The sequence below is a fragment of the Curtobacterium sp. 8I-2 genome (assembly GCF_902506155.1).
GTDB lineage: Bacteria > Actinomycetota > Actinomycetes > Actinomycetales > Microbacteriaceae > Curtobacterium > Curtobacterium poinsettiae.
Map to the genome: position 1 here is coordinate 1,385,317 of NZ_LR732827.1, position 26,165 is coordinate 1,411,481.

Here is a 26,165-nt window from a genome sequence, read left to right on the forward strand (position 1 = left end):
TTCGACGGTCCGGCAGGAGTGACGGGTGCGCGGCTACTTCCTCTCGTACCTGCTCCAGTAGCGCACGAGCGCCGCCTGACCCGGTCGCGCCGTTGTGAACAGGAGCAGAGCAAACCCGACGACGACGAGAACCGCCGCCAGACGGTCGAGCCTGCCGTCCGAGTGGGCCATCAACACGAAGCCGATGATGATGACCAGCAGCCCCAGCGTCATGAGTGCAACGCGTCGAGGGGTCATGAGGGCGAACCTGTCGTCGCCGTACCCGGCGGGGTCCGTGGTGAGCAACAGCGCGAGTACGGCGGTGGTTCACACACCTGCCACTTCCGGTTCACGCGCCTGCGCCACGCTTCTGCTCTGTGTCACCGAATCGTGTGACCACGCTTCGAGTGGAGAGAACGCCATGCGCCGGTTCCTGATCGCTGTTCCGAGACGTCGGGCCCGCACGGTGATGGGGGTCCTGGCGGTGGCGTGCGCCGTGTCCTTGATCGCTCCGGCGGGCGCATCTGCGGCGACATCCCGGACCGCGCCGCGTCCAGGCGCCTACGGGTACTTCGTGGACACCTACAAGACGAACACCCCTGCCGCCACGACGCCGGAGACGAACGCCGCGACCGGGGTGCTGTCGCAGTTCGGCACCCTGTGGCGCCCGGGATCGTCGTGGGACAACGGGGTCGCCACCAGCGCTGCAGCGCAGCGGATCCTGGACTCGAACATCGCGCAGGCAGCGCGGACCACGCAGACCCGGACGGATGCGCAGGGGCACGAGGCGTACCTGATCGACCGACGGAACCAGAGTTACTCGGCCATCGCGGGTTTCGGTGACCTGTCCGACGCGGTGCGGACCGCGACGAACGCGGGCACGACGATCCCCGACGAGATCCCGGCGGACGCCACGACGAAGCAGTACGCCGACCAGGGCAACGCGAAGGGCGCGTGGGCGGACACCGATTCGGAGCTCGGCGACGTCGTCCAGCTGGTGAACACGCTGCGGGGCGACTACTCCTCTGCCAGCAACGCGAAGAAGTACTACCAGTACCCGCGGCCGTACCGGCAGAGCCAGGACGTCAAGGTGCTGCCGCAGCTCGTCCCCGAGAAGTCCCCGACGCCCGCCACGGACGGCGGCTTCCCCAGCGGACACACCAACGCCGGCTACCTGGCATCTCTGGCCTTCGCGTACGCGTACCCGGAGAAGTACACCGAGCTCCTCACCAACGGCTCGGAGATCGGCAACAGTCGGATCGTCGCGGGGATGCACTCGCCGCTCGACGTCATGGGCGGACGGGTCCTGGCGACTGCGCTGGCAGCGGCCGTCCTGAACGACCCGGCCAACACGCAGCTCGAGCAGCAGGCGCACCAGCAGGCGGAGAAGGTCCTCGCCGCAGCCGGCCCGAGCGCGGTCGATCGGTACGCGGACTACGCAGCGGACAAGAAGAACTACCGCAAACGTCTGACGTACGGGTTCGCGCGCACCGGCGCGAAGACCACCCCGGCCACGGTGCCGAAGGGTGCTGAAGCGCTCCTGCGGACCCGCCTGCCGTACCTCAGCGACGCCCAGATCCGAGAGGTGCTCCGGACGACCGCGCTGCCGTCGGGCTACCCCCTGCTGGACGATGCGGAAGGGTGGGGGCGACTCGATCTGTTCTCGGCAGCGTCCGGCTACGGAGCGTTCGACAGCGCGGTGTCGGTGTCGATGAACGCCGCCGAGAAGGGCCTGGACGCCGCCGACACCTGGCGCAACAACATCGGCGGGAACGGGTCACTGACCAAGCGGGGTACCGGCAGCCTCGCCCTCGCCGGCTCGAACCGCTACACCGGGGGCACCATCGTCCGCGGTGGGACGCTGACGGCGGACTCCGCTGCTGCCCTGGGCAAGGGGTCGGTGGCCACTGTCTCCGGCACGCTCGCCGATGCCAGCACCAGGGTGATCCGAATCGGCGGCAACCTGACGCAGCGCTCGCACGCTGCACTGTCGCTGAGCGTCTCCGGGTCCCGTCCAGCCATGCGCGTCGACGGCACGGCGTCGTTCGGCGGGACGCTGCGGGTGCACGTCGCCAAGGGCACGGCCGTGTCCAACGACGTGGTCCTGATCACGGCGGACCGGCTCGCGAAGGGCTCGAGCTTCAGCAGGGTCCGCGTCGCCGGCCTGCCCGCCGGGTACAAGCCCGTGTTGGAGCGCCACGGCAACGAACTGCACCTCGTCAACGCCAACGCGACGAAGCACGGCCACGGCCGGGGCCACGGCGCCGCCTGAGACGGAGCGCGTCAGGCGACTCTCCGGGGCCGGTGGCCACGGCGGGCTGTGCTCAGTCCGCCCCGTCACCGAGGCCGAGCAGCAGCTTCCGGAGGAGCCCGGCCAGCTGCTGCTCCTCGTCGCTGCTCAGCGTGCCGAGGAGCTCCCGTTCGTTCTCGACGTGCCGGGCCAACGCTGCGTCCACCACCGTCAGCCCGTGATCGGTCAACGTGACCAGCACGCTGCGTCGGTTCGAGGGGTCGGTCTGCCGCGTGACGAAGCCCTTCGCGACGAGCCGGTTCAAGCGGTTCGTGACGGCCCCGGAGGTCACCATCGTCGAGGCGAGCATCTGTCCGACGGCCAGCCGATGTGGCGATCCCGAACGTCGGAGGGTCGCGAGGAGGTCGAACTCACCCGGGAGCAGGTCGTGCTCGGCGAGGACGGCACCGACCTTCCGGTCGAGGATCGCTTCGGCGCGCCCGATGCGCCCGATGACGGCCATCGCGCGGACGTCGAGGTCTGGTCGTTCCCGGCCCCACTGGGCCAGGACTCGATCGACGGCATCCTCCATCAGAGCACTCCTTCACGCTGAACTGTTTGACGCGAGCCTATCGGGGCCATAATGTCTCAACGTTGAGAAGTTCAGCCTGAAGGAAAGGCGGTGTGCAGATGACCGACCGCTCCCGATCCACGTCCGCGTCTGCCGGCATCACGCTCACCGCGGCCGTGGCGCCGATCGTCTGGGGATCCACCTACGTGGTCACCACGGAGCTCCTGCCCGCTGATCACCCGATGACTGCGAGCGTCCTGCGTGCACTCCCCGCCGGCCTGCTGCTGCTCGCGATCCGGCCGGGAGTCCCACCGCGGGGCTGGCGCCTCCGGACGTTCGTGCTCGGCATGCTCAACATCGGGTGCTTCTTCCCGCTGCTGTTCGTCGCGGCCGACCGGTTGCCGGGAGGCCTGGCGGCCATCGTCGGTGCGCTCCAGCCGCTCGTCGTCGTGGCACTGACCGTGGCGCTGCGGTGGGGGCGGCCCGCGATCGCCCACGTGGTGTGGGGCGTCGTGGCCCTGGTGGGCGTCGCGCTCGTCTCCCTCAGCGGAGATGCGGTGTTCGACGTGCTCGGGCTCGGGGCGGCGGCGCTCGGGACGGTGTCCATGGCGTTGGGGCTCCTGCTCACTCGTCGGTGGGGCACCCCGGAGGGCACGCACCCCCTGACCTCGACCGCATGGCAACTCATCGCCGGGGGAGTGGTGATCGCCCCGCTCCTCCCGTTCGTCGACAGCGGACCGTGGGAACCGACCGCCGCCGGGTACGCGGGGTACGCCTGGCTCATGCTGGTCGGTGGAGCCCTGGCCTACGGCGTCTGGTTCCGAGGCGCACGGGCGCTGCCGTCGGCCCGGATCGCGTTGTTGGGCGTCCTCAGTCCGTTGACCGCTGCGGTGCTCGGGTGGGTCGTCCTCGGCCAGGCGCTGTCGCCGCTGCAGATCGTCGGCTTCGTCGTCGCACTCCTCGGCTCCCTGGGTGGGCAGCTCGGACAAGCGGGGTCTCGGGGCCCTTCTTCCGAGCCGCTCAGCCGTAGATCGAGTCCGGGATCTCCGGGCAGGCGGTGACGAGCTCGTAGTACTGGGACTGCGGCAGATCGACCGACCGGTACGGCGACCACGCCCCGTCGCTGTCGACGAACTCCTGCTCGCTCGGGCCGCGCTTCACCGCGATGCCGTGGTCCTGCAGGCACTTCGTGAGCTCGCCCGTGGAGTAGCGGTAGAGCCACTCCAGCTGGGACGCGTTGAAGGCAGTCTGGTACTTTGCGGCCATGGGGTACTCGACCCCGCACGTGTACTCGGCGACCGCGAACGGCTCGGACTGTTCCGCCGGGACTTGTCCGGAGGCGAGGCTCGCGTCGGGCATCGCCTTCGCCTGCGGGAACCCCGCGGCGGTCATGCAGCGTTCCTGCGTCGGGGCCCAGTCGGCGTGCGAGACGGTCCGAACGCGGCCGACCACCGGCCGCTCGAGCCCCGGATGGCGTGACGCGACCAGCTGCCATGCCTGATCGGCGTTCGCGTCGAGGATGTTCTCCGCTCGCGCCGCGCTCAGCGCATCGGGCTCCGGCCCAGAGGCAGCCCCAGGCGTGGCACATGCGGACAATCCGGTGACCACTGCGATGCAGACCACGCCCGCCGCTGCGGTGAGGAGCTGATGGTTTCGTCCCCGCAAGGTTCCCCCAAAGAATTGCGATCGGTTCGCTCACGTTAGGCGACTCCATGAGGATGCGCCGCACGGTGTTGATCCTGCGGAACAAGATTCCGGCAATCTTCATCATCTGGAAATCGATTTGTTACGTCGCGCTCGTCGTGCAGCGAGAACGGCGGTGCAACGCGCGCGTCCCTAGCGCGCAGATCTCACCTGGGTCAAGAGAAACGCGGAAGCAGCCTGTCACTGTCAGGGAGTGGATGCTTTGGCTGAGCAACTGCTGTCATTGCCTCACTGCGGGACGAGGAAGTGCCACACGGTCAGTCAACCGGCTTCTTCATCCCGCAGTTTTTCCTGTTCAGAGTGGGGGTTCGGCAGGAGCGCCCTTGCCTGGCATCAAATGACTCAGGGGGGTCAGCATGGAAAACACCATCGCCGAGAAACTGAACTTCGACAGCGAACTCGCGACGGTCGCGCTCATCCGGGATGCCGTCGATTTTCCGATCACCGAACGCACAGTGATCGTGAACCTGGCGCAGACCGATGCATTCACCGGTACGACGCAGCTCGCTCCTCTTCCTCCGCTGAGTTCGACGATCCTCGTCAAAGGGGTGGTCACCGGCGAGCTCATCCTCGCCGTCGCGGCGGCATCCGAGGATGAACAGGAGCGGCGTGCGCGCGCCATCGGCTGGCACGACTTCTACGGTGAGGGCGGGCCGGTTCTGCTGAAGTCGCCGCAAGCAGTGATCGGAACGGTGCTCATCGACCGGCGCACGGTGCTCCACCAGCCGGCGCTTCCGTCGCGGCCCGAACGGTTCACGGTCAAGGCGAACCTGTGGTTCAGCCCGGCCGGCACGGACTGCGGCATCCACAACGTCCATCCGTTCATCGAAGTGCACACACAGATCAGCGGACTCGGGCGAATGCAGAAGTTCGACGAGAAGACCCATCGATCCCTGTACGAGGACCAGATGCTGAGTCCGGGCACCACGAACCCGATCCCGTTCTGTGTCGACGTCGAGGGCACCTTCACCTACCCGTGGCACCAGTACCGAGCCGACTCGGACTGTCTCTGGCTCGCACTCGAGTTCCACGCGGCCTGATCCAGCACCGCCCACCACCACCGACGCCGACCGGTTCGTCACCGGTTCGTCCGGCGTCCCCGAAACCAGGCAGGAGCTCCACCATGAAGACCATCGGCATCGTCTTCGGCACTCGCCCCGAAGCCGTCAAGTACGCACCGCTCATCCACGCACTCCGAGGCGACGAGCGTTTCCGCACCGTGCTCATCTCCACCGGTCAGCACCGGGAGATGCTCACCAGCACGCTCGACGAGTTCGGCATCACGCCGGACGTCGACCTCGCGGTCATGAAGGACGGGCAGAGCCTGTCCGAGGTCACGCACCGGATCCTCGAAGGTCTGTGCTCGGGGAACCACCTCGACGGCCTTGACGCAGTGCTCGTGCACGGAGACACCGCGACGACCCTCGCCGGCGCGCTCGCCGGACTGCACGCGCAGGTCCCCGTCATCCACGTCGAAGCGGGTCTCCGCTCCGGCAACAACTCGTCACCGTTCCCAGAGGAGGCGAACCGCAAGCTCGTCGGTCAGATCGCCGCGCTCCATCTCGCGCCGACACCGGGGAACCACGCGAACCTCATCCGAGAAGGAATCCGAGAGAGCGCGATCACGGTCACGGGCAACACCATCGTCGACGCTCTCGCCTGGGGGATGCAGAACCTCCGCTCCTACGGCGACCCCCGTCTCGAGGACCTCGACACGGATCCCCGACGCGTCATCCTCGCGACCACGCACCGCCGAGAGAGCCACGGACAGCCGATGCTCGAGATCGCTGAGGCCCTCGCGGACATCGCGACCCGCGACGACGTCCGCATCGTCGTGCCGTTGCACCTGAACCCGAAGGTCCGCTCGGTGCTGGTCCCGGTCTTGTCGGGCATCGACAACGTGGACCTCGTCGACCCGCTGCCGTACCTGTCGTTCTGCCGACTGCTCCGTCGGAGTGACGTCATCCTGTCGGACAGCTCGGGGGCTGAGGAAGAAGGCCCCGCCCTGGGGAAGCCGACGCTCGTGCTCCGTGAGGTCACGGAACGCAGCGAGTCGATCCTCACCGGCTCGTCCCGCCTCGTCAGCCGGCATCGTGGCCAGATCGTCGCTGAGGTGCAGCGCCTCCTGAACGACCCGGAGGCCTACGCGGAGATGTCGAACGCGATCAACCCGTACGGTGACGGACGCGCGACCGACCGGACCATCGCGGCCATCGCAAACTACTTCGGCATGGGGCCGGCCGTCATGCCCTTCGTCCCCGGCGCCGACGTGGTGCCCTCGCTCGCATGACCACGCCTTCGACGGCGAGGGTGCCCGCCGGTCTCGTCGCGCTCGCGATCGGTGGGTTCGGCATCGGCCTGACCGAGTTCGTCATCCTCGGATTGCTCCCCGAGGTCGCGACGGACTTCGCCGTCTCCATCCCCCAGGCGGGGTACCTCGTGTCCGGCTACGCCGTCAGCGTCGCATTCGGCGGTGTCTTCGTCACGGCGGTCACGGCGTCGATGCGACCGAAGACGGTGCTGTGCACCCTGATGGTGCTCTTCATCGTCGGCAACCTCGTCTCCGCCGTGGCGAGCGGGTTCGGAGTGATGCTCGTGGGCCGGATCATCGCGGCCCTGTGCCACGGCGCGTTCTTCGGGATCGGTTCGGTGCTCGCCGCCTCGCTCGTCCCGGCGGACCGACGGGCGCGAGCGATCTCGATCATGTTCCTCGGACTCACGATCGCCAACGTGCTCGGGGTTCCGCTCGGCACGTTCCTGGGACAGTCGTACGGCTGGCGGTCGACGTTCTGGACCATCACGGCGATCGGCATCATCGCGCTCCTCGGCCTGCTGGCGTTCATCCCGACGCGGGCCGCGGAACAGCGACCGGCAGGACAGTTCCGCCGAGAGCTCTCGGCGTTCCGCAACGGGCAAGTGTGGCTGTCGATCCTCGTGACGGTCTTCGGCTTCGGCGCGATGTTCGGCACGTTCACCTACGTCGCACCGATCCTCACCGACGTCGCTGGTTTCCCTGACGCAGCGGTTCCGTGGATGCTCGTGCTGTTCGGTGGCGGACTGTTCGTCGGCAACATCGTCGGTGGACGCGCCGCGGACGTGCAGCTCGACCGGACGCTCCTCGTGCTGCTCGGCGCACTGATCGTCGTCCTCGTCGGCTTCGCGATCGTCGCGGGCACACCGTGGGCAGCAGGCCTCGCACTCTTCCTGCTCGGTGCCGTCGGCTTCGCGTCCGTACCGGGGATGCAGATGCGCGTCCTCGAGTTCGCCTCTGCGGCCCCGACCCTGGCATCGGGCGTCAACATCTCCGCCTTCAACGCGGGGAACGCCATCGGCGCCTGGTTGGGCGGTCTCACGATCACCGCTGGTCTGGGCTACCGGTCGCCGATCATCGTCGGCGCTGCGCTCGCCACCACGGCGCTCATCCTCATGATCGCGGCAGCGAGCGCGCATCGGCGCCGCTCCGCATCGTCTCCCACAGCGGCTCCACGCCCCGTCACCATCCCCTCCTGAACCGGAAGGCACACTCATGACACTCGAAGCACTCCGCCCCGCGTCGCCGGCCCTGGCGCTCACCCCGCCGTCGTTCGACTCGGAGACCGTCACCGACTTCCTCCGGGACGGCTACTGGCTCGAAGCAGCCGACGTCGACGGCGACGGCAACCTCGACCTCATCGGCTACGGCCTGACCGTCGGGGAGATCTACTGGTACAAGTCCCCGACGTGGGAGAAGCACCTCATCGTCGACCGGATCAAGGAACCGGTCGGTGCCGACACGGGCGACATCACCGGCAACGGGCTGCCCGACCTGGTCGTCTGCTACCAGCTGTACGGTCCGGGCGGAACCATCCACCACGCCGACGGCGGCGGCGGCAAGATCGACTGGCTGGAGAACCCCGGTGACCCGGCCACGGCCACCGAGAACTGGAAGCGACACTACGTCGGCCGGGCGACCGGCATGCATCGCCTCCGTGTCGGGCACTTCTCCCGGACGGACCGCGTCCAGATCATCGGGTTCCCGATCGTCGCGGTCGAGGACGTGCACGCGGTCCTCCCGGTGATGCTGTTCACCCAACCCGACGACCCCACTGCGGAATGGGACGCCGAAGTGATCAGCCGCACCGATTTCCGGATGATCCACGGCGTCGCCAGCAAACCCGGTCTCATCCCCGGTTCCGCTCTGGACACCATCCTGATGGCGTCCGACGAAGGCGTCACTTGGCTCTACTACGACGATGTGACCGGACGGTTCGCCTGGGAACACATCGGCGACGGTGAGTCGAGCCAGTTCGAGCAGACGACGTTCAAGGGCTCCGGCGACGTCGACGGGGGCCGGATCGGGGACGACCCCCTGGCGTACGTCGCCGCGATCGAACCGTTCCACGGCAACACGGTCGCGGTGTACACGCGGACCACCGCCGACGCCACGGCGTCGACGTGGCAGCGGCACCTCCTCGACATCTACGGCGACCCGAACGAGAACGGTGAGGGCCCCGGCCACACGGTGATGTGTCGTGACTTCGACGGTGACGGCGACGACGAGTTCCTGATCGGCCTCCGCGGGCCGGATCCCTGGCAGGGCGCCTACTACTACAAGGCAGTCGACTTGGAGAAGGGGCTGTTCGTGAAGTGGAAGGTGTCCAGCGAATCCATCGCCCGCATCGTCGCCGGTGACTTCGAAGGCCGCGGGATCGACGACTTCGCCACCATCTCGTACTCGGTGCCGCACTACTTCGTCGCGCCGAAGGCCGAGATCACCCTCCACCGCAACCGCACGCCCCAGGAAGGCTGAACCATGCAGGCGAAGACCAGCACCGAAGTACCTCCCCCGAAGAACAGGGTCGGCCGACGGGGGTTCCTGTTCGGCTCTGCCGGCACAGCCGCGGCCGGGGCGATGATGGCGCTCGAGAACGGCAACCCGCTCGCAGCGATGGCGTCCGAGACGAACCACGATGCGCGCACGGTGGCAGGGGCCACGATCACGGCGAGTGATTCCCGGTACCTGGACATGATGACGGGCAACAACGTGCGATTCGTCGCTCGGCCCGACTACATCCGGCTCATCGGTTCGGCGAAGGACGCGGAGAGTGCGGTCCGATCGGCAGTCCGCGCCGGCAAGAAGCTCTCCGTCCGCAGCGGCGGCCACTGCTTCGCCGACTTCGTGTGCAACCCGGAGGTCGAGGTCATCCTCGACCTCTCCACGATGACGGACGTGTACTACGACCCCGCGATGCGCGCGTTCGCCGTCGAGCCCGGTGCACGGCTGCTGAACGTGTACGAGAAGCTCTTCAAGGGATGGGGTGTCACGATCCCGGGAGGCATCTGTTACAGCGTCGGCGCTGGCGGCCACATCGCCGGTGGTGGGTACGGCCTGCTCACCCGTGCACACGGCCTGGTGGTCGATCACCTCCACGCGGTCGAGGTCGTGACCGTCGACGAGCACGGCACGGTCTCGACGCACGTGGCCACTCGTGAGTCCAAGGGGGCGCTCGGCGACCTCTGGTGGGCGCACACCGGCGGTGGTGGGGGGAACTTCGGCATCGTCACGAAGTACTGGTTCCGATCCCCCGGCGCGACGGGGACGAACCCGTCGGACCTGCTCGTGAAGGCACCGTCCCGCGTGCTCGTGAGTGCGCTGTCGTTCCCTTGGGACCAGGTGGACGAGACCGCCTTCCGACGGCTCATGACCAACTGGAACACCTGGCACGAACGGTACAAGGACCCCGGCACGCCGGAATCGAACCTGTCGAGCCTGTTCAACCTGAACCACCGGGCACACGGCAGCCTGGGGATGTTCACCCAGATCGACGCGGATGCGCCGGACGCCGCTGGTGTGCTGCATCGGTTCATCGCTGCCATCACCGCCGGCGTCGATGTCAGCTCGGAGCCGATGACCGCTCCCAGCGGTGAGCTCCCTGCGCTCCCGGACTTCTACGAGACCAAGCAGATCTCATGGATGCAGGCAACTCGGACGGTCGGCACGAACAATCCCACCATCACGAACCCGACCAGTCGCGGCGCGCACAAGAGCGCCTACTTCAAGAAGGGGTTCACGGACCGACAGCTCGGCGTCATGTGGAAACAGATGACGCGGACCGACTTCACCAACCCGGACACGATGATGGTCGTGTTCTCCTTCGGGGGCCAAGTGAACGCCGTCGCCGAGGACGCCACCGCGAACGCGCAACGCGACACGATCTTCAAGATCTGCCTGCAGACCTTCTGGCAGGACGAGAAGGACGACGCCTTCTACCTCGGCTGGGAACGGGAGACCTTCGAGGGGCTCTTCCCGGAGACCGGTGGTGCGCCGGTTCCCGGCGATCAGATGGACGGTTGCTACATCAACTACCCAGACAACGACATGGCGGATCCGAAGCGCAACCGGTCGGGTGTGCCGTGGTCGACCTTGTACTACAAGGGCAACTACCCGCGGCTGCAGCGCGCGAAGCGACGATGGGACCCCGCCAATCACTTCACGCACAAGCTCGGTGTCGAGCTCCCGCCGAGGAAGGACGGGAACCGATGACCATCGAAGCCCCCACCACGAAGCGGCCACCGAAGCTGCCGTCGCTCACCGGTCTGCGGTTCTTCGCCGCGCTGCTGGTCTTCGGGTTCCACATCACGCTGTCCGCGTCTCCGATACCGCCGAACGATCCGATCAACCTCTTCGCGGACGAGCGGGTCGCGGACACCGCCGAGAGGATCTTCGTCACCACGGGCTACATCGGCGTCTCGTTCTTCTTCGTCCTCAGCGGGTTCCTGCTCGCGTGGGCCGCGAAGCCCGGCGAACGGATGACGTCCTTCTGGCGGCGCCGGCTCGTGAAGATCTTCCCGAACCACCTGGTGATGTGGGTGCTCGCCATGGTGTTGTTCGCCGCTTCGATCACGCCCGCCCACGCAGTCGTCCTAAACTTCTTCCTGCTCAACTCGTACTCTCCTGACGGCGCCGTGAACGTCGCCGTGAACCCACCATCCTGGACACTCTGCAGCGAGTTGTTGTTCTACATGCTCTTCCCGCTCATCATCATCGGGCTGCGGAAGATCCCGGGGAACCGGTTGTGGTTCTGGGCGGCGATGATGGTCGTCGGGATGATCCTGGTGCAGATCATCAACCTCACGGTCGTGCCGGACAGCCCGAGATCCGCGCTCACCCCCGTGTCCTCGTTCCAGTTCTGGTTCGGTTACATCTTCCCGCCGGCACGCCTGTTCGAGTTCATCCTCGGATCGCTCCTCGCCCGTATCGTCATGGAGCACCGCTGGCCCGCCGTGCGCATGTGGCAGGCACTGCTCGCGTGCGCCGCTGGCTACGCGCTCGCCAACGTGGTGCCCTTCGTGTGGACGTTCAACGTGGCGACGATCGTCCCCATCGCGATGCTCATCGCGACGGCGGCCAGCGGTGACGCGGCCGGTAGGCCGACCTTCCTGCGGTCTCGGCCGATGCAGTGGCTCGGTGACACGTCGTTCGGGTTCTACCTGTGTCAGGGCGTCGTCATCTTCTGGGTCCGCCAGATGATGCAGAACGCGACCTTCTCGACGCCGGTGGCGCTGTTGCTCATCGCGGCGTTCTTCGGTCTGACGATCCTCGGCGGCTGGGCGCTCTACGCGCTCGTCGAGAAACCCATGATGGATCGGTTCGCACGGCCTCGTCGGAAGTTACTCCCGGCGCCCGAGCCGGCAGTGGCGACGCCGACGGTGTGAGCAGCGAGAAGGCCCGACCCCAGCGGGGTCGGGCCTTCTCGCTGCGCGCTCAGCGCACAGCCGGAGCAGCGTTCGTGACCCGTTCCTCCACTCCGCGTCCGAGCAGCTCGAGCGCACCGGCTGCAGCTGATCCGGCGTCCGGCGTGTACATCAGGACGCGGTGGCCGGAGTCGTCCGGCGGTGTGAGCACCTCGAAGTTGAGGTCGAAGTCGCCGACCTCCGGATGGCGGAACGACTTCAGGCCGGACACGCAGTTCTCCACGGGGTGCTTCGCCCACAGCGTGCCGAACTCCGGGCTCTTCACGGTCAATTCGCCGACGAGCGCGGTCAGCTGCGTGTCTTCGGGGCTCTTCCCGCCGAGGACCCGGAGGGACGACACCGCCCGGACAGCTTCTTCCTGCCACCGCGTGTACAGCTCGCGGGTGTGGGCATCGAGGAAGAGCATGCGCGTCATGTTCGGCCGCTCACCCATCCGCTCGGGGCTCTCGAAGTCGAGGTGCCCGGCGACCAGGCGGTGCCCGAGGGCGTTCCAGCCGAGTACTTCACTGCGTTTGCCGATGATGACCGCCGGCGTCGATGCCAGCGAGGTGATCAGCCGGACGGTGCCCGGCCGGGCGTGGTCCGGCTTCGCGGCAGATCGCCGTTTCGGCGTCGAGTGCTCGGGACGCGCGAGGTTGAAGAGGTGTGCACGCTCGTCGTCATTCAGGTTGAGTGCACGGGCGATCGAAGCGATCACCGCCTCTGACGCGTTCGTGCTCAGACCCTGCTCGAGCCTCGAGTAGTAGGTCGGGCTGACACCGGCGAGCATGGCGAGCTCTTCGCGGCGGAGTCCCGGAACCCGGCGCACACCGTAGCCCTGCAGCCCGACGTCTTCGGGCTGCAGGGCGGCGCGACGGACGCGAAGGAAGTTCCCCAGTTCGTTCGGACCGTTCATCTGCTCATTCTGCTGCCGGATAGACCGATCTGTCCTGTCACTGTCAGTGACAGGCACGGCGGGGTGTGGCTGGTGGATCGGGTGGTGGCGATGGTTGGAACACGTCAGAACCCTGGCGAACCTGATCCACCGGGCACGAAGAGAGGCCACCGTGACCACTGAACACGCAACGGACGTCACGTCGACCACGTCGACGACGGGCGACGGCAGGGCGATGACGACGAAGCAGCGGGTCGCACTGACCGTGCTCCTCACCGCGAGCTTCACACTCGCCGTCGACTTCTCGATCCTCAACGTCGCACTGCCGACCATCGGGGCCGACGTCGGGTTCGCGATCGAGAACCTGCAGTGGATCGCGACGGCGTTCGCACTGTGCGCCGCCGGATTCACCCTCCTGATGGGTCGAGTGGCCGACATCGCAGGTCGTCGCCGCATGTTCCTGATCGGGATGGTGCTCCTCGGCTCGGGCTCGTTGGCGGGCGGGCTCGCGACGACTCCGGAACTCCTGCTCGTCGCCCGAGTCGCACAGGGCTTCGCCACCGCGATCGTCGTTCCCGCTGCCCTCGCACTCCTGCTCAGCGCCTTCCCCGAAGGCGCCGCCCGGGACAAGGCGCTCGGGTTGAACGGCTCGCTGATGGCCGCCGGGTTCACCACCGGCGCGATCCTCGGCGGGCTGCTCACCGACCTGCTGTCCTGGCGGTGGGCGTTCCTGATCAACGTCCCGGTCGCGGTCGCGGTGCTCGTCGTGGCACCGATGGTGCTGCAGGACAGTCGAGCCGCCCAGCGGACGCGCCTCGACGTCCCGGGCGCCATCACGGTCACGCTCGGCCTGCTCGCCCTGGTGTTCGGGCTGACCACCGCTGCTGAGACGTCCTGGATCGACCCGGTCGTCATCGTGTCGTTCGCTGCCGCAGTGGTGCTGCTCATCGCCTTCGCGTTCATCGAACGGCGTGCGTCGTTCCCCTTGGTGCCGCTCGGTGTCCTCCGGCGCTCCAGCGTGTCCTGGGGCAACATCGCCGGGATGCTCGCGTTCGTCACCGAGACCTCGTTGGTCTTCCTGCTGACGCTGTACCTGCAGAAGGTGCTCGGGTACACGCCACTGGCAGCGGGGCTGTCCTTCGCCGTGCTCGGCATCGGGACGGTCCTCGGTGGTCTCGTCGGTCCGCGGGTCATCGGCCGGTTCGGGAACAAGGCGGCCATCGTCGGGGGCTTCGTCGTCCAGGGGATCGCGACGCTCACGCTCGTGCTGATCTCCGACGACGCATCGTCGATCTGGCTGGTCCTCGCAGCCACGTTCGTCGGAGGAGTCGCGAACCTCGTCGTCATCGTCGGGTTCATGGTCACCGCGACGTCCGGGCTCCCGGAAAGCGAGCAGGGCATGGCGACGGGGCTCACGACCATGAGTCAGCAAGTCGGCATCACGATGGGCACCCCGATCATGAGTGCCGTCTTCACGGCAGTGGCCCTCGCGAGCACCGCGCCGCAGGCCGAGGCCGTGCTGACCGGCGTCACGACCGCGATCTGGGTGAACGGCGGGATCTGCATCGCCGCCGCCGTCGCCGTCGCGCTCTTCCTCCGGGGGCGTGTCAAGACCGCCTGATCGGATCAGGCAGGCGGACGGCCTCGCGTGCACCCCCTGTGCGCGAGGCCGCTGCACGGGGTCATGCGCAGGGGCGACGACTCAGAACTGCCGGTTCGCCACATCCGCCCGGTGCGACACCGCCAGGACGTCCCGCAGCCGCTCCGCCGGCAACGGTGCTCCCTGATCCGCCAGGTAGTCCGCCGCGAACCCCTCGGCACTCGCCGCGTAGATCCCCGTGTACGCCCCGGACTCCGGCTCGAAGCGCCACGACTCGGCCAGGGTCCCGGCGTCCACGGTGTCGAATCCGAGCAGCTGCACGAGCTCGGCGACCACGGCCTTGGCCTGCTCGTCGTCGCCCGCGATCGGCAGTGCGGTGCGGGGCGCGGAGTCGGCGAGGTTCGGGATGTGGTGCGCGACGATGTTGTTGAACGCCTTGACGATCCGGGTGCCGGGCAGGAGCGTCTGCTCGCACTCCGCCGTGGTCGTCGCGAGGCTGTCGAGCTGCTCGATCCGCCCGTCGCGACCGGGGTAGTAGTTGCCCGTCGACAGCACGGTCCGCCCGGCGAAGGCATCGAGGTCGGGTGCGAGTGCCGGGTAGGCGGTGAGCGGGATGGCGAGGACGGGCACGTCGCCGAACTCGACGGCCTGTCGCACGGTGCCGGCCTGGGCGCGCGGGCCGAGCTCGGCGACGAGGTCCTGCAGCGACTCGGGGCCGCGCGAGTTCGCGATGAGGACGTCGAGGTCGGCGGCGACGGCCAGGCGTGCGATCGCGGTGCCGATGGCTCCGCTGCCGATGATGCCGATGCGGTTCATGTGGTGCCCTTTCAACAGTGGGGAGGTCAGGGGAGAGCGGGGGCTTCCCACCCGCGCCGCGACAGGGCGGAGAGGGCAGCGGACGACGAGTCGTCGGCCATCGCGGCACCCCGGACCCAGCTGGTCGCCAACGCGGCGAGGAACAGGTCCCTTGCGCGGACGTCGGCACGCGCGCGACCGGAACGCTGCGCGGCGCGGAGGAACTCGTCGGTCGTGGTGATGAACCCCTGGCAGGTCATGGCGAGCGGCGACGAGTCCGACGAGGCTGCGGCACGGAGCGGTTCGGGCAGCCCGTCGAACGTGCCGGCCCACTCGGTGACCGCATCGAGCCAGCCGTGCAGGGCGTCGGCGGCGTCGACGGAGCCGTCTCGCAGGGCTTCGCGACGGGCCACCAGGTGTTCGTCGCGCGCGGCGAGGAGCTCGGCGAGCAGGGCCTCGCGCGTGGGGAAGTGCCGGTACAGGGTGCCGGCGCCGACGCCGGCCTGCTTGGCGATCGCGTCGAGCGAGCCGGTCACGCCGTGCTCGGTGAACGCGCGCTCGGCGACCCGCAGGATGTGGTCCCGGTTCCGCAGCGCGTCAGCGCGCGCGGGACGCGGGGAGTGCAGTGAACGCGGCGCGCGCCCGGCGGGAGCGGTCTGCTCGGGCATGGCGGGCCTCCAGGCTGTGCCATCGAGTACCGGAGAGGCTCTCCGGAATCACCACCGTACAGGAGACCCTCTCCGTTTCGAAGCTGCAGCGCGACGCCCAGGCGTCAGTGCTCCTCGGCAGCCTCCGCCGCGTCCGCCAGGTCCGTCCGCGTGTTCGCGTGGATCGGCTCGCTGTGCCCGAAGGTCTTCGCGGCGGCGCGCAGCCGCCCGACGAACTCCCGGTTGTCCATCTCGAGTTCGTCCTCTTCCGCGTCCGCGACGACGATCTCGCTCGCGGGCCCGATCAGGATCTTCGTGGTCGTCATGGTGCCGTCGTCGGCCACGGCCGGCACGTCGACGGTGTCGGCCCGGTCGCCTCCGGCGAGGGCCGCGGCGTACTCGATCACGGCGTCGGCGACGTCGTCACCGACCAGGATCGTGGTGGCGTCGTAGTGGATGTGCTTCATCGCGTACTCCTTCCCGGACCCATACAAACGCGGGGCGCGGGAACCGGCTTCAGGATGACCGCTGCGCGCGGTGGTCCGGGTCCGGGGACTCCAGGGCGTTCCACACGTCCGCCCAGACGAGCTCGAAGTCGACGGCGCTGATGCGGTCCGACCGGAGCGCCTGCTCCAGGATCGACAGGGCGTCGAGGGAGCCGGTGAGCAGGCGTTCGTCGCCGTGGACCTCGCGGCGGCCGTCGCCCAGGAACGTCGTCACGGTGACGGACCGCACCCGTGGGCGGAGCGCGCGGGTGGCACGGGCGAGGACCGCGAAGCCACCGCCGTAGACGAGCAGCGCGGTGGTCGTGCCGACGGCGGGGACCGAGACGGCGAGCACCAGGGCGGCGAGGGCGACGAGCGCCCCGACGGCCGGCCAGACGTGCCAGGCGCGCAGCAGCAGGCGCTCGCCGGTGTTCGTGCCGGGCGGGAACACGACCAGGGTCCGCGAGCTCCACAGCGTCCGGCCGACGGGCCGGATCGTGTACCGGCCCCACAGGTGGGTGCCGTCGAGCAGCCGGGTGCGGACCGGCAGCGCGGTCGTCATCGGTCGACCGGCGCGAGTTCGGTCCGGGCGGGCGCGAGTTCCGCGCGCACCGGCGCGAGTTCCGCCCGGACCGGTTCGACGACGTCGCGGTGCCGGACGGTCGCCAGGCACGGGAAGCAGACCAGGTCGCCTTCGCGGACGTCGGCGGGCAACGGAGCCGGGAGGCGGTGGAACGGACCGTCGGCCTGACCGTCACAGCGGGTGACGACGTACATCGGGGAGAGGGGAGCGGTGCTCCGGCGTCCGATCAGGCGCACCTGGTCGAGCACGGCGCAGGTCGGCAGGACCGCGTCCAGTTCCAGGAGCACCACGCCGGGGCGCGGTCGCCGCACGCGGGTGACCGACGCCACGGCGACGCTCACGTCGCGGGCCACCCAGCCGCGCGGCCGGTACCGCGGCGGGGACTGCTCGGCGGTGTGCACCGTCGGGGTGCCGGTGAGGTCGGCGAGCCGGACCATCGAGATGGCCGAGACGAGCAGGTCGTCGGTGGTCGCGACGGTGTGGGCCGGCCAGAGGGACGGGTCCATCGGATCGGGGAGCGACGCGCGGAGCGTCGGCATGATCGCAGTCAGTGTCACGACCACACGCTCTCGCGCGCTCGAACGGCGCGGAAGGGCTCCTGACGGAACCCCTACGGCCGGCGGCGGAGTCCTGACGGAGTGCTCACCGGCGGGTGGCCGAGCGCAGCGCTGCGGTCCACCCGAGGGAGATCACGCCGGCACCGATCAGGGTCTTCACCACGCCACCGAGGACGAACGGGTACAGCCCGTACTGCAGGGTCTGCTGCAGGTCGAGGCCGAGTGCCACCGTGAGCCAGGCCATCCCGGCGGCGAAGGTGACGACGGTGCCCAGGGCGAAGGACAGCAGCGCGTTCCGCAGCGGGCGGTCGCCGAAGCGCTCGGCGACCCATCCGACCAGGGCCGCGGCGGCGACGAAGCCGACGATGTACCCGCCCGAGGGACCGACGAGCACGCCGACCCCGGCCGAACCGTCCGCGAAGACCGGCAGCCCGACGACGCCGAGCAGCGCGTAGACGAGCATCGACATGGCACCGCGGCGAGCACCGAGGGCACTGCCGACGAGCAGCACGGCCAGGGTCTGCCCGGTGATCGGGACGGGCCAGATCGGGACGGACACCTGCGCGGCTCCGGCGGTCAGCAGTGCGCCACCGAGGACCAGGGCGGTGCTGACGACCGCGGTGCGGGGGAGCAGTGCGTCGGCGAGCGGACGGTGTGCGGCGGGGGTGATCGTGGTCATGGTGTTCCTCGCTGGGGGAAGAAGGAGGTCGGGGGAGAAGGGGTCAGACCGCGACGGCGGCCAGCAGGGACTCGGCGTCGCGTCGGGCCTCGGCCACCGCGGCGGCGTCGAGGCCGCAGGCGCGCAGGCAGGTCGCGACGAGGGCGTCGCGGTCGGCGTCCTGCACGGGCCCGGACCGGCGGAGCTGGATGACGGTCTCGGCGATCTGGATGAGCACGGCACCGAGGCGCGACGGGGAGACGCCGGATGCGACCTCTGCGGTGGCGGCGCGCGAGCCGAGGCGCCCGTAGGCCTCCTGCAGCTCCACGCGCTCGGCCCGGAAGCCGTCGTAGCGCTCGCCCTGCACCTCGGGCAGCAGGTACAGCGTGCCGATGTTGTGCGGCGTGCGGGCGAGGGTGTCCACGTCGGCGACGACCAGCGCGGCCAGGGCACCGGCGGCCGAGGCCGACTCCGGCACGAGCTGCTCGAGGCCGCGGACCAGCTCGAGGCTCGGACGCACCGAGGTCGTGAGCAGCTCGACGAGCATGTCGTCCTTGCCGGCGAAGTGGTAGTACAGCGAGGCCTGCCGGATCCCGACCCGTTCGGCGATCGCCCGGGTCGAGGTCGCGCTGATGCCGTTCTCGACGAACAGCGCGGCGGCGGCGTCGAGGATCTGGTCGCGGGGGCTCATCGCGGAGTCGGCGTTCGGCACGGCCCGAGGCCGGCCGGGGCGTACAGGCCGGTCGTCGGGGGTCATGCTCCCATCCTGGCAGCCGGCGTCCGTCACGACTGCTCCCGGTACGCGCGCCAGCCACGGTGGTGGGTGATGTCCTCGGCGCCCTCGACCGCGAACGGCTCGACCAGGAACCCGGTGACCTCGGTGCCGTCGTCGAGCGCCACGGTGCCGATCGCCATCGGTGCCGGCAGGCCCGCGACGAAGGTGCCGAAGCCGGCGGCGGGCAGGCGCCAGACCTCCCCGACGATGCCGGAGCCCGGCGCAGCAGCGCCGGACGCGACCGGACCCACGCGGACCAGCCCGGGCTTGGGCGGCACCGTGTCGAGGGCGTACAGCCGGTAGTCGGACGCGGTGCGGGCCTCCCGGACGAACGATCCGCCGGACGCGACCAGCTGTCCGTTCAGCGGCTGATCGCGCAGGTGCGCCCCGACGACCAGCAGGTCGAGGGTCGGGGCGGCGAACGCGGCCGCCAACGCCGCCAGGCGGCGGTCGCTGAACGCCGGACCGGTGAGCATCACGCCGAACGGCAGCCCGTCGACGAAGCCGGCGGGCACGGCGAGCGAGGCCATGTCGAGCAGGTTCGCGAAGTTCGTGTACCGACCCATCCGGCTGTTCGCGCCGATCGGGTCGGCCGCGACCTGCTCGAGCGTCGGGTGCCATGTCGTCGTCGGGGTGAGCAGGGCGGTCGTGCCCTCGAGGGCGGCGCGACCCGCTGCCCCGAACGCGTCGAGTCGTTCCTGGTCGGCGAAGAGCTCCGCGGCGGTCGGTCGTGCACCGCCGAGCACGATCGCGGCGACGGACGGGTCGAGGTCGGCACCGACCTCGTCGCGGTGGGCCTCGATGTGGGCGCCGACGGCCGCGTACCGCTCGGCGACGAACGCGCCGTCGTAGAGCAGCGACGCGGCGTCGAGCAGGGGTGCGATGTCGACCTCGACCACCTGGTGTCCGAGCGTGCGGAACCGTTCGACGGCGGCGGCGAACGCCTCGGCCCAGCCGGGTGCGAGCCCCTCGAGCTGTGACGGCAGCGGTACCGCGATGCGCGGGACGGCGGGCAGGTCGGCGAGGGCGAGGTCGGGCCGTGCGAGCGGGTCGACGCCGTCCGGACCGGCCATCAGCTCGGCCGCCGTGCGCGCCAGGTCGAGCGACCGGGCGAACACCGTGACGCAGTCCTGCGAGCGGCAGGCTGGGACGACCCCGGTGTTCGGCACGAGCCCCTTCGTCGGCTTCACCCCGACCAGGTTGCCGAGCGCGGCGGGCACCCGGCCGGACCCGGCGGTGTCGGTGCCGAGCGCGAAGTCGACGATGCCCAGGGCGACCGCCGTGGCGGAACCGCTCGACGAGCCGCCGGAGATCCGCGTCGGGTCCCAGGCGTTCCGGACCGCGCCGAAGGGCGAGCGGGTGCCGACCAGGCCGGTGGCGAACTGGTCGAGGTTCGTCTTGCCGACGACGACGGCGCCGGCGGCACGGAGCCGGGCGACGGCGGTCGCGTCGGCGGCGGGGTCGTGGGCGTAGGAGCGGGCGGCGGCGGTCGTGGGCAGGCCGGCGACGTCGATGTTGTCCTTCACGGCGAACAGCAGGCCCGCCAGGGGCAGGGACGGGTCGACGGCGAGGGCCTCGGCCAGGACGTCGGTGCGGTCGCGCAGGGTGATCCAGACCTCGGGGCGGTCGACGGCGTCGATGCGGGCGAAGGCGTCGCGGACGCGGGCCGCGGCGGACGTCGTGGCGGCCGCGGCGGCGGTCCCGCTCACGCTGCCGCTCCGATCGCGGCGAGGACCTGGCCCGGTGCGACCTGGTCGCCCGGCTTGATGTAGACCTCGAGCACGTGGCCCGGAACGGGTGCGTGCACCATCGACTCCATCTTCATCGCCTCCACGGCCAGCAGCTTCTGCCCCTCGTCCACGCGGTCACCCGGGCGGACGTCCACCTGCCACACGGTCGAGGTGAACGGGGCGTACACGGCGGTCGACCCCTCGGGCACGGTCACGGCGTCGGCCACCACGGCGGCCGGCTCGTCACGGACGTCGAACTCGCCCGACGCCCTCCACCGCTCCTTCTCCTCGCCGAACGCCTGCGCCTGCTGCGCCCGGAAGTCGGCGATGGACCCGGCGTTGTCGGCGAGGAACCGGTTGTACGACGCGATCGAGAACTCGCCCTCGACGGTCTCGAACGAGCCCCGCCCGGCGTCCGTCTCGGCGCGCAGCTCGAGCAGTTCGTCGGCGCCGACCGGGTACCACTCGATCCGGTCGAAGAACCGCAGCGCCCAGGGGTCCTCCTGGAACAGCCCACCCCGGCGGAACCGGTTCCAGATCTGCACGGTGCGGCCGACGAACTGGTAGCCGCCAGGACCCTCCATGCCGTAGATGCACAGGTACGCGCCACCGATGCCGACGGAGTTCTCGGCGGTCCAGGTGCGGGCCGGGTTGTACTTCGTCGTGACCAGCCGGTGCCGGGGGTCGAGCGGCGTCGCGACCGGGGCGCCGAGGTACACGTCACCGAGCCCGAGCACCAGGTAGCTCGCGTCGAACACGGTGCGGAAGACGTCGTCGACGCTCTCGAGCCCGTTGATCCGACGGATGAACTCGATGTTCCACGGGGTCCACGGGGCGTCGTTCCGGACGCCGTTCATGTACCGCTCGATCGCCAGGCGGGTGGCCGGGTCGTCCCACGACAGCGGCAGCTTGACGGTGCGCGACGGCACGACGAGCTGGTCGGTCGGCGGGATCTCGTCCTCGAGCTCGCGGAGCAGCCCCGCCACGTCGCGCGCCTTGAGCACGGACGCGTCGGTGTGCACCTGCAGCGACCGGATGCCGGGCGTGATGTCGAGGATCCCCTTCGGCGTGTGCTCCTGCAGCTTCGTCATGAGCGCGTGCACGCGCATCCGCAGCGCGATGTCGAGGGTCATGTCGCCGTACTCGACGAGCACGTTGTCGTCGCCGTCGCGTCGGTACGCGACGCTCGGCCGCACGTCGGTCGCGTCCAGGCGGGCGATCACGCCGTCGTCGCCGTCGCCTCCGGTGCTGCCGTCGCTCCCGGTGCGCGGCACCGTCCTGGAGGCCCGGTGTGCGTCGAGCGCGGCGGCGTCGGCCTCGCGGACGGGGACGAACCGGACCGTGTCACCGGGTCGGAGCTGGCCCAGCTTCCACAGGTCGCCGCTGGCCACCACGGCGGGGCAGACGAAGCCGCCGAGCGACGGCCCGTCCGGCCCCAGGATGATCGGGGTGTCCCCGGTGAAGTCGATCGCACCGACCGCGTACGGGGTGTCGTGGATGTTCGACGGGTGCAGACCGGCCTCGCCGCCGTCGGTCCGCGCCCACTCGGGTCGGGGGCCGATGAGCCGGATGCCGGTGCGCGCCGAGTTGTGGTGCACGGCGTAGTCGGTGGCGTAGAAGACGTCGAGGTCGGCGCGGGTGAAGAAGTCCGGGGCCGCGTGCGGGCCTTCCGTGACGCCGATCTCCCACGCGTCGGTCAGGGCGGTGCGACGGTCGGCCGGGGTCGGCCCGCCCACCAGACCCAGACGGGTACCGGACGGGAACGCCGGGTGCGGGGCGTCCGAGTCCGGGGAGCCCGGGCGCAGGACGTCGCCGGCGAGCAGTGCCCGACCTGCGTGGCCACCGAAGCCACCGAGCGTGAAGGTCGCGGTCGACCCGAGGTATGTCGGCACGTCGAAGCCGCCGCGGACCGCCAGGTAGGTGCGGAGGCCCGGACCGGGGGCCGTGCCGATCGCCAGGGTCTGGCCGGCGCCGACCTCGACCGGCTCCCACAGCGCCACGGGTTCGCCGTCGAGGGTGACCGGGGCCGGTGCACCCGTGAGCGCGACCACCGAGGCGGCCGAGAACCGGAGCGTCGGGCCGGTGGCGGTGACCTCGAGCGCGGGGGCGCCGTCGGGGTTGCCCACCGCGCGGTTCGCCTCGGCGAAGGACGCCGCGTCGAACGGGCCGCTCGGCGGCACACCCACCTGCCAGTACCCGACCCGGCCGGGCAGGTCCTGGATCATCGTCATGGTGCCCGGCGCGACGACGTCGATGCGCGGGTCCGGGTCCTCCGTTGCGTCGAGCGTCGAGGTGGAGTGCGTGGCGGTGCGGAGCTCGAGGTCGTCGGTCAGCGCGCGGAGGAGCCCGGCGTTCGTGACGATGCCGTCGATGCGGGTGGTCGCGAGCCCGTCGCGCAGCAGGTCGAGGGCGTCGTCGCGGGTCTCCCCGGTCGCGATCACCTTCGCGAGCATCGGGTCGTAGAACGCGGACACCTCGGAGCCGGTCTCGACCCAGCCGTCGACGCGGATGCCGGTGCGCTCGCCGGATGCGGTGGTCGCGCTCGGGAACACCGCCTGAGTGACGAGGCCGCTGGAGGGCAGCGAGCCCTTCGCGGGGTCCTCGGCGTAGACGCGGGCCTCGACGGCGTGGCCGTTCGGGGTCCAGGTGCGGTCGAACACGTCGGGGTCGATGCCGGCGGCACCGTCGCGGGCCAGGCGGAGCATGAGCTCGACGAGGTCGACGCCGAACACCTCCTCGGTGACCGGGTGCTCGACCTGCAGGCGGGTGTTCACCTCGAGGAACGACGCCTCTTCGCGCACCGGGTCGTAGACGAACTCGACGGTGCCGGCGCTCCGGTACCCGACGCTCTCGGCCAGGCGGCGGGCGGACGCGTGCAGCTCGGCGCGGACGTGGTCGGGCAGCGCCGGTGCCGGGGCCTCCTCGATGACCTTCTGGTTGCGGCGCTGCAGGGAGCAGTCGCGGTCGCCGATCACCGCGACGCGGCCCTCGCCGTCGCCGAAGAGCTGGACCTCGACGTGCCGGGCCGGCCGCACGAGCCGTTCGAGGAAGATGCCGGCCGACCCGAAGTTCGCGGTCGCCAGCCGGACGACGCTCGTGTACGCCTCGCGGACCTCGTCGAGCGTCGAGCAGGCCTGCATGCCGATCCCGCCGCCACCCCCGGTGGCCTTGAGCATGACGGGCAGCCCGATGCGCTCGGCCTCGGTCACGGCGTCGTCGACGCTGGCGAGCAGCCCGGTGCCGGCGAGCATCGGGACCCCGGCGGCTGCGGCGAGCTCGCGGGCGGTGTGCTTCGCGCCGAACCGGACGATCTGGTCGGCGGTCGGTCCGACGAACCGGATGCCGGCGTCCTCGCAGGCGCGGGCGAACTCGGTGTTCTCGGACAGGAACCCGTAGCCGGGGTGCACGAGTCCGGCGCCGGTGTCCTTCGCGGCCTGCACCACGGCGTCGATGCGCAGGTACGAGTCGCGGGCGGGTGCGGGACCGAGCCGGACGGCGGTGTCGGCCTCGCGGACGTGGGGTGCCGCGCGGTCGGCGTCGGAGTAGACGGCGACGGTGCGCATGCCGAGTGCCTTGGCGGAGCGGATGATGCGGCGGGCGATCTCACCGCGGTTCGCGACGAGGACGGTGTCGGTGCTGAGCGCGGGGGTCTGGTTCACGGTGGCGGTCCCGGTGGGGTCGGGCGCGGCGGTCACGGCTGGACCACGATCATGCGCAGTGGTGTGCAGGAGAAGTCGTTGCAGGGGTTGTTCATCTGCGGGCAGTTCGAGACGACGACGAGCACGTCCCGCTCGGCACGGATCGCGACCCGCTTGCCGGGGGCGCTCATGCCGTCGACGATCCCGAGGGCGCCGTCGGCCTCGACCGGCACGTTCATGAACCAGTTGAGGTTCGACACGATGTCGCGGGCACCGAGTCCGTGGCGGCCGGCCTCGGCCAGGAAGTTCTCGCGGCAGCCGTGCTGGTACTGGGTGTGGTGCCCGTACCGCAGGGTGTTCGACTCCTTCGAGCACGCGCCGCCGATGGTGTCCTGCCGGTCGATCTCGTTCGCGACGACGGTCATCAGCGGACGGCCCTCGTTCGACATCAGGACGGTGCCGGTCCGGACGTACGCGTTGCCCTGTGCGGCGAGGGTGTCCGGCACGCTGTACCGCTCGTCGGGGTCGTGGGCGTCGTAGAGCAGGCAGTCGGCGCTCTGGTTGCCGCCGACGTCGACGATGGTGAGCACCTGGCCGGCACGGACCACGGCGGACCACGGTGCGAGCGGGGCGACCCGGTCGTCGCGGACCACCGCGCCGGGCACCAGGGACTCGCTCCAGTCGAGGGCGACGTCCGGGTCGTGGACGGCCCCGACGGGGACGGTGGAGGTGCGGATGTGGGTGTGGGTCGTCGTACCGGTCATCACAGGCCTCGGGCTTCCGCGTAGTCGATCGAGTTCAGGTAGGCGCGGGTGAGCTCCGGCGTCGCGGTGAACCGTTCGTCGGCCGCGGTCGTCGGGGTCCCGCGCCAGGCGTGCACCCGGAGCGGTCCGACGACGTAGTCCGGTCGCGGGTCGATCGGGTGCGCGACGTTGGCGACCAGCACGAGCAGCGGCAGCTCGGCGACGAGCGTGACGTGGGTGCCCGCTCCGGCCGAGCCGGTGAAGGTCATCGCCCCCTCGTCGTCGATCCGTACGCCCTGGAAGAACGAGACGCTCGGTGGCAGGTCACGCTTGGTGAGCCCGTGCTTGGCGGCGGCCTTCGCGAAGAGCGACCGACCGCTCGGGGAGCGTCCCTCGGGTGCGGCGTCGCCGTACTTCCGTTCGTTCCACGCGTCGGTCGAGGTGCCGCAGAAGGCGTCGTGGTGCCCGGAGGTGTCCTCGAGCACGGTCGCCAGTGCCCGGCCGTCCCCGCTCAGCAGCGGCGACCCCTGGCCCAGGTACGCCTGCCACGGGATCTTCTGGGTGTCGGCGACGTTGAGCCGCTCCCACGGTTCGAGCGCGTTGCACACCAGGACGTTGGCGCAGGCGTCACCCGTCGGGTCGTCGAACCGCAGCCGTGACCCGCGGGCCAGCACCTTGTGCGTGTACCCGCCGGGTGCCACCGTCTCCGCCCACATGAGCTGTGCGGGGTCGACGCCCGCGGGGGCGAACGGCGACGACGACGCCGGCAGGTACGGCATGTACTCGGACTGCGAGCCGGCCTGGGCACGTGCGTCGGACCGGGAGGCGAGCACGCTGTCGGTCTGGTGGAGGTCGCGCATGG

At 70.1% G+C, this 26,165-nt stretch carries 24 protein-coding genes; 9 read left to right on the forward strand and 15 right to left on the reverse strand.

Annotated features, from left to right (window positions below; all coding sequences use genetic code 11):
• Positions 1-33 precede the first annotated feature (33 nt).
• Positions 34-285, reverse strand: coding sequence for a hypothetical protein (locus BOSE127_RS10415; RefSeq protein ID WP_159557111.1), 252 nt, complete (start codon positions 283-285; stop codon positions 34-36).
• 268 nt (positions 286-553) lie between these two features.
• Between BOSE127_RS10415 and BOSE127_RS10420 the strand changes: the two genes are divergently transcribed.
• Positions 554-2,251 (forward strand): acid phosphatase, encoded by a 1,698-nt coding sequence (locus BOSE127_RS10420; RefSeq protein WP_159557113.1) that lies wholly within the window; start codon positions 554-556, stop codon positions 2,249-2,251.
• Between the two features lie 52 nt (positions 2,252-2,303).
• On the opposite strand, the gene BOSE127_RS10425 is transcribed toward BOSE127_RS10420, so the two are convergent.
• Complete coding sequence (locus BOSE127_RS10425; RefSeq protein WP_159557115.1) at positions 2,304-2,801, reverse strand: MarR family winged helix-turn-helix transcriptional regulator; 498 nt, start codon at positions 2,799-2,801, stop codon at positions 2,304-2,306.
• 98 nt (positions 2,802-2,899) lie between these two features.
• Here BOSE127_RS10425 and BOSE127_RS10430 point away from each other — a divergent pair, with 98 nt between their 5' ends.
• On the forward strand, positions 2,900-3,841 hold the full coding sequence (locus BOSE127_RS10430) for an EamA family transporter (RefSeq protein ID WP_236559591.1): 942 nt from the start codon (positions 2,900-2,902) through the stop codon (positions 3,839-3,841).
• On the opposite strand, the gene BOSE127_RS10435 is transcribed toward BOSE127_RS10430, so the two are convergent.
• Entirely contained in the window at positions 3,801-4,172 is a 372-nt protein-coding gene (locus BOSE127_RS10435; protein ID WP_159557119.1) for a hypothetical protein, read from the reverse strand. The genes BOSE127_RS10430 and BOSE127_RS10435 overlap by 41 nt on opposite strands.
• A gap of 668 nt (positions 4,173-4,840) precedes the next feature.
• Here BOSE127_RS10435 and BOSE127_RS10440 point away from each other — a divergent pair.
• From BOSE127_RS10440 to BOSE127_RS10465, 6 genes are all read left to right on the forward strand, one after another.
• Positions 4,841-5,524, forward strand: coding sequence for a hypothetical protein (locus BOSE127_RS10440; RefSeq protein ID WP_017887644.1), 684 nt, complete (start codon positions 4,841-4,843; stop codon positions 5,522-5,524).
• Positions 5,525-5,607: 83 nt separating this feature from the next.
• A complete protein-coding gene (gene wecB / locus BOSE127_RS10445; RefSeq protein WP_017887643.1) occupies positions 5,608-6,774 on the forward strand; it encodes a non-hydrolyzing UDP-N-acetylglucosamine 2-epimerase in 1,167 nt (388 codons plus the stop codon).
• 20 nt (positions 6,775-6,794) lie between these two features.
• Positions 6,795-7,994, forward strand: a complete 1,200-nt coding sequence (locus BOSE127_RS10450; protein ID WP_017887642.1) for an MFS transporter — start codon at positions 6,795-6,797, stop codon at positions 7,992-7,994.
• A 16-nt stretch (positions 7,995-8,010) separates the two neighbouring features.
• Positions 8,011-9,273 (forward strand): FG-GAP repeat domain-containing protein, encoded by a 1,263-nt coding sequence (locus tag BOSE127_RS10455; RefSeq protein ID WP_017887641.1) that lies wholly within the window; start codon positions 8,011-8,013, stop codon positions 9,271-9,273.
• 3 nt (positions 9,274-9,276) lie between these two features.
• The gene (locus BOSE127_RS10460; RefSeq protein ID WP_017887640.1) at positions 9,277-11,007 is read left to right on the forward strand and encodes an FAD-dependent oxidoreductase; all 1,731 of its coding nucleotides are present in this window, start codon (positions 9,277-9,279) and stop codon (positions 11,005-11,007) included.
• Positions 11,004-12,179 (forward strand): acyltransferase family protein, encoded by a 1,176-nt coding sequence (locus BOSE127_RS10465; RefSeq protein ID WP_017887639.1) that lies wholly within the window; start codon positions 11,004-11,006, stop codon positions 12,177-12,179. The genes BOSE127_RS10460 and BOSE127_RS10465 overlap by 4 nt, the downstream gene beginning before the upstream one ends.
• A gap of 49 nt (positions 12,180-12,228) precedes the next feature.
• On the opposite strand, the gene BOSE127_RS10470 is transcribed toward BOSE127_RS10465, so the two are convergent.
• Positions 12,229-13,113, reverse strand: coding sequence for a helix-turn-helix transcriptional regulator (locus tag BOSE127_RS10470; RefSeq protein ID WP_017887638.1), 885 nt, complete (start codon positions 13,111-13,113; stop codon positions 12,229-12,231).
• A 214-nt stretch (positions 13,114-13,327) separates the two neighbouring features.
• Here BOSE127_RS10470 and BOSE127_RS10475 point away from each other — a divergent pair, with 214 nt between their 5' ends.
• Complete coding sequence (locus tag BOSE127_RS10475; RefSeq protein WP_040419874.1) at positions 13,328-14,713, forward strand: MFS transporter; 1,386 nt, start codon at positions 13,328-13,330, stop codon at positions 14,711-14,713.
• A gap of 81 nt (positions 14,714-14,794) precedes the next feature.
• Here BOSE127_RS10475 and BOSE127_RS10480 read toward each other — a convergent pair whose 3' ends face one another.
• The 11 genes from BOSE127_RS10480 to BOSE127_RS10530 form a co-directional block, all read right to left on the reverse strand.
• A complete protein-coding gene (locus tag BOSE127_RS10480; protein ID WP_071249825.1) occupies positions 14,795-15,508 on the reverse strand; it encodes an NADPH-dependent F420 reductase in 714 nt (237 codons plus the stop codon).
• A gap of 26 nt (positions 15,509-15,534) precedes the next feature.
• Complete coding sequence (locus BOSE127_RS10485; protein WP_017887635.1) at positions 15,535-16,155, reverse strand: TetR/AcrR family transcriptional regulator; 621 nt, start codon at positions 16,153-16,155, stop codon at positions 15,535-15,537.
• A gap of 104 nt (positions 16,156-16,259) precedes the next feature.
• Positions 16,260-16,601: a hypothetical protein gene (locus tag BOSE127_RS10490; protein WP_017887634.1), complete on the reverse strand. Its 342-nt coding sequence runs from the start codon at positions 16,599-16,601 to the stop codon at positions 16,260-16,262.
• A 49-nt stretch (positions 16,602-16,650) separates the two neighbouring features.
• Positions 16,651-17,181, reverse strand: coding sequence for a DUF6611 family protein (locus tag BOSE127_RS10495; RefSeq protein WP_071249819.1), 531 nt, complete (start codon positions 17,179-17,181; stop codon positions 16,651-16,653).
• Complete coding sequence (locus BOSE127_RS10500) at positions 17,178-17,759, reverse strand: hypothetical protein (RefSeq protein ID WP_156463869.1); 582 nt, start codon at positions 17,757-17,759, stop codon at positions 17,178-17,180. The genes BOSE127_RS10495 and BOSE127_RS10500 overlap by 4 nt, the downstream gene beginning before the upstream one ends.
• 85 nt (positions 17,760-17,844) lie before the next feature.
• The gene (locus BOSE127_RS10505; RefSeq protein ID WP_159557121.1) at positions 17,845-18,438 is read right to left on the reverse strand and encodes a biotin transporter BioY; all 594 of its coding nucleotides are present in this window, start codon (positions 18,436-18,438) and stop codon (positions 17,845-17,847) included.
• A 43-nt stretch (positions 18,439-18,481) separates the two neighbouring features.
• Positions 18,482-19,174, reverse strand: a complete 693-nt coding sequence (locus BOSE127_RS10510; RefSeq protein ID WP_031260015.1) for a TetR/AcrR family transcriptional regulator — start codon at positions 19,172-19,174, stop codon at positions 18,482-18,484.
• A gap of 26 nt (positions 19,175-19,200) precedes the next feature.
• Positions 19,201-20,901, reverse strand: coding sequence for an allophanate hydrolase (atzF, locus tag BOSE127_RS10515; protein ID WP_159557123.1), 1,701 nt, complete (start codon positions 20,899-20,901; stop codon positions 19,201-19,203).
• Positions 20,898-24,617 carry an urea carboxylase gene (uca, locus tag BOSE127_RS10520; RefSeq protein WP_442873456.1) on the reverse strand — a complete coding sequence of 1,240 codons (3,720 nt, stop codon included), beginning with the start codon at positions 24,615-24,617 and terminating at the stop codon, positions 20,898-20,900. Before uca ends, atzF begins: the two co-directional genes overlap by 4 nt.
• Positions 24,614-25,324, reverse strand: coding sequence for an urea amidolyase associated protein UAAP2 (locus BOSE127_RS10525; protein ID WP_071249811.1), 711 nt, complete (start codon positions 25,322-25,324; stop codon positions 24,614-24,616). The genes uca and BOSE127_RS10525 overlap by 4 nt, the downstream gene beginning before the upstream one ends.
• The gene (locus BOSE127_RS10530) at positions 25,324-26,163 is read right to left on the reverse strand and encodes an urea amidolyase associated protein UAAP1 (protein ID WP_159557125.1); all 840 of its coding nucleotides are present in this window, start codon (positions 26,161-26,163) and stop codon (positions 25,324-25,326) included. The genes BOSE127_RS10525 and BOSE127_RS10530 overlap by 1 nt, the downstream gene beginning before the upstream one ends.
• Between the last annotated feature and the right edge of the window lie 2 nt (positions 26,164-26,165).

Bases quoted from the DNA above. Each gene is read 5' to 3' on its own strand.
- BOSE127_RS10425 (WP_159557115.1), bottom strand. From the start codon at position 2,801: ATGGAGGATGCCGTCGATCGAGTCCTGGCCCAGTGGGGCCGGGAACGA.
- BOSE127_RS10430 (WP_236559591.1), top strand. From the start codon at position 2,900: ATGACCGACCGCTCCCGATCCACGTCCGCGTCTGCCGGCATCACGCTC.
- BOSE127_RS10435 (WP_159557119.1), bottom strand. From the start codon at position 4,172: ATGACCGCCGCGGGGTTCCCGCAGGCGAAGGCGATGCCCGACGCGAGC.
- BOSE127_RS10440 (WP_017887644.1), top strand. From the start codon at position 4,841: ATGGAAAACACCATCGCCGAGAAACTGAACTTCGACAGCGAACTCGCG.
- wecB (WP_017887643.1), top strand. From the start codon at position 5,608: ATGAAGACCATCGGCATCGTCTTCGGCACTCGCCCCGAAGCCGTCAAG.
- BOSE127_RS10455 (WP_017887641.1), top strand. From the start codon at position 8,011: ATGACACTCGAAGCACTCCGCCCCGCGTCGCCGGCCCTGGCGCTCACC.
- BOSE127_RS10460 (WP_017887640.1), top strand. From the start codon at position 9,277: ATGCAGGCGAAGACCAGCACCGAAGTACCTCCCCCGAAGAACAGGGTC.
- BOSE127_RS10465 (WP_017887639.1), top strand. From the start codon at position 11,004: ATGACCATCGAAGCCCCCACCACGAAGCGGCCACCGAAGCTGCCGTCG.
- BOSE127_RS10470 (WP_017887638.1), bottom strand. From the start codon at position 13,113: ATGAACGGTCCGAACGAACTGGGGAACTTCCTTCGCGTCCGTCGCGCC.
- BOSE127_RS10475 (WP_040419874.1), top strand. From the start codon at position 13,328: ATGACGACGAAGCAGCGGGTCGCACTGACCGTGCTCCTCACCGCGAGC.
- BOSE127_RS10480 (WP_071249825.1), bottom strand. From the start codon at position 15,508: ATGAACCGCATCGGCATCATCGGCAGCGGAGCCATCGGCACCGCGATC.
- BOSE127_RS10485 (WP_017887635.1), bottom strand. From the start codon at position 16,155: ATGCCCGAGCAGACCGCTCCCGCCGGGCGCGCGCCGCGTTCACTGCAC.
- BOSE127_RS10490 (WP_017887634.1), bottom strand. From the start codon at position 16,601: ATGAAGCACATCCACTACGACGCCACCACGATCCTGGTCGGTGACGAC.
- BOSE127_RS10495 (WP_071249819.1), bottom strand. From the start codon at position 17,181: ATGACGACCGCGCTGCCGGTCCGCACCCGGCTGCTCGACGGCACCCAC.
- BOSE127_RS10505 (WP_159557121.1), bottom strand. From the start codon at position 18,438: ATGACCACGATCACCCCCGCCGCACACCGTCCGCTCGCCGACGCACTG.
- BOSE127_RS10510 (WP_031260015.1), bottom strand. From the start codon at position 19,174: ATGACCCCCGACGACCGGCCTGTACGCCCCGGCCGGCCTCGGGCCGTG.
- BOSE127_RS10525 (WP_071249811.1), bottom strand. From the start codon at position 25,324: ATGACCGGTACGACGACCCACACCCACATCCGCACCTCCACCGTCCCC.
- BOSE127_RS10530 (WP_159557125.1), bottom strand. From the start codon at position 26,163: ATGCGCGACCTCCACCAGACCGACAGCGTGCTCGCCTCCCGGTCCGAC.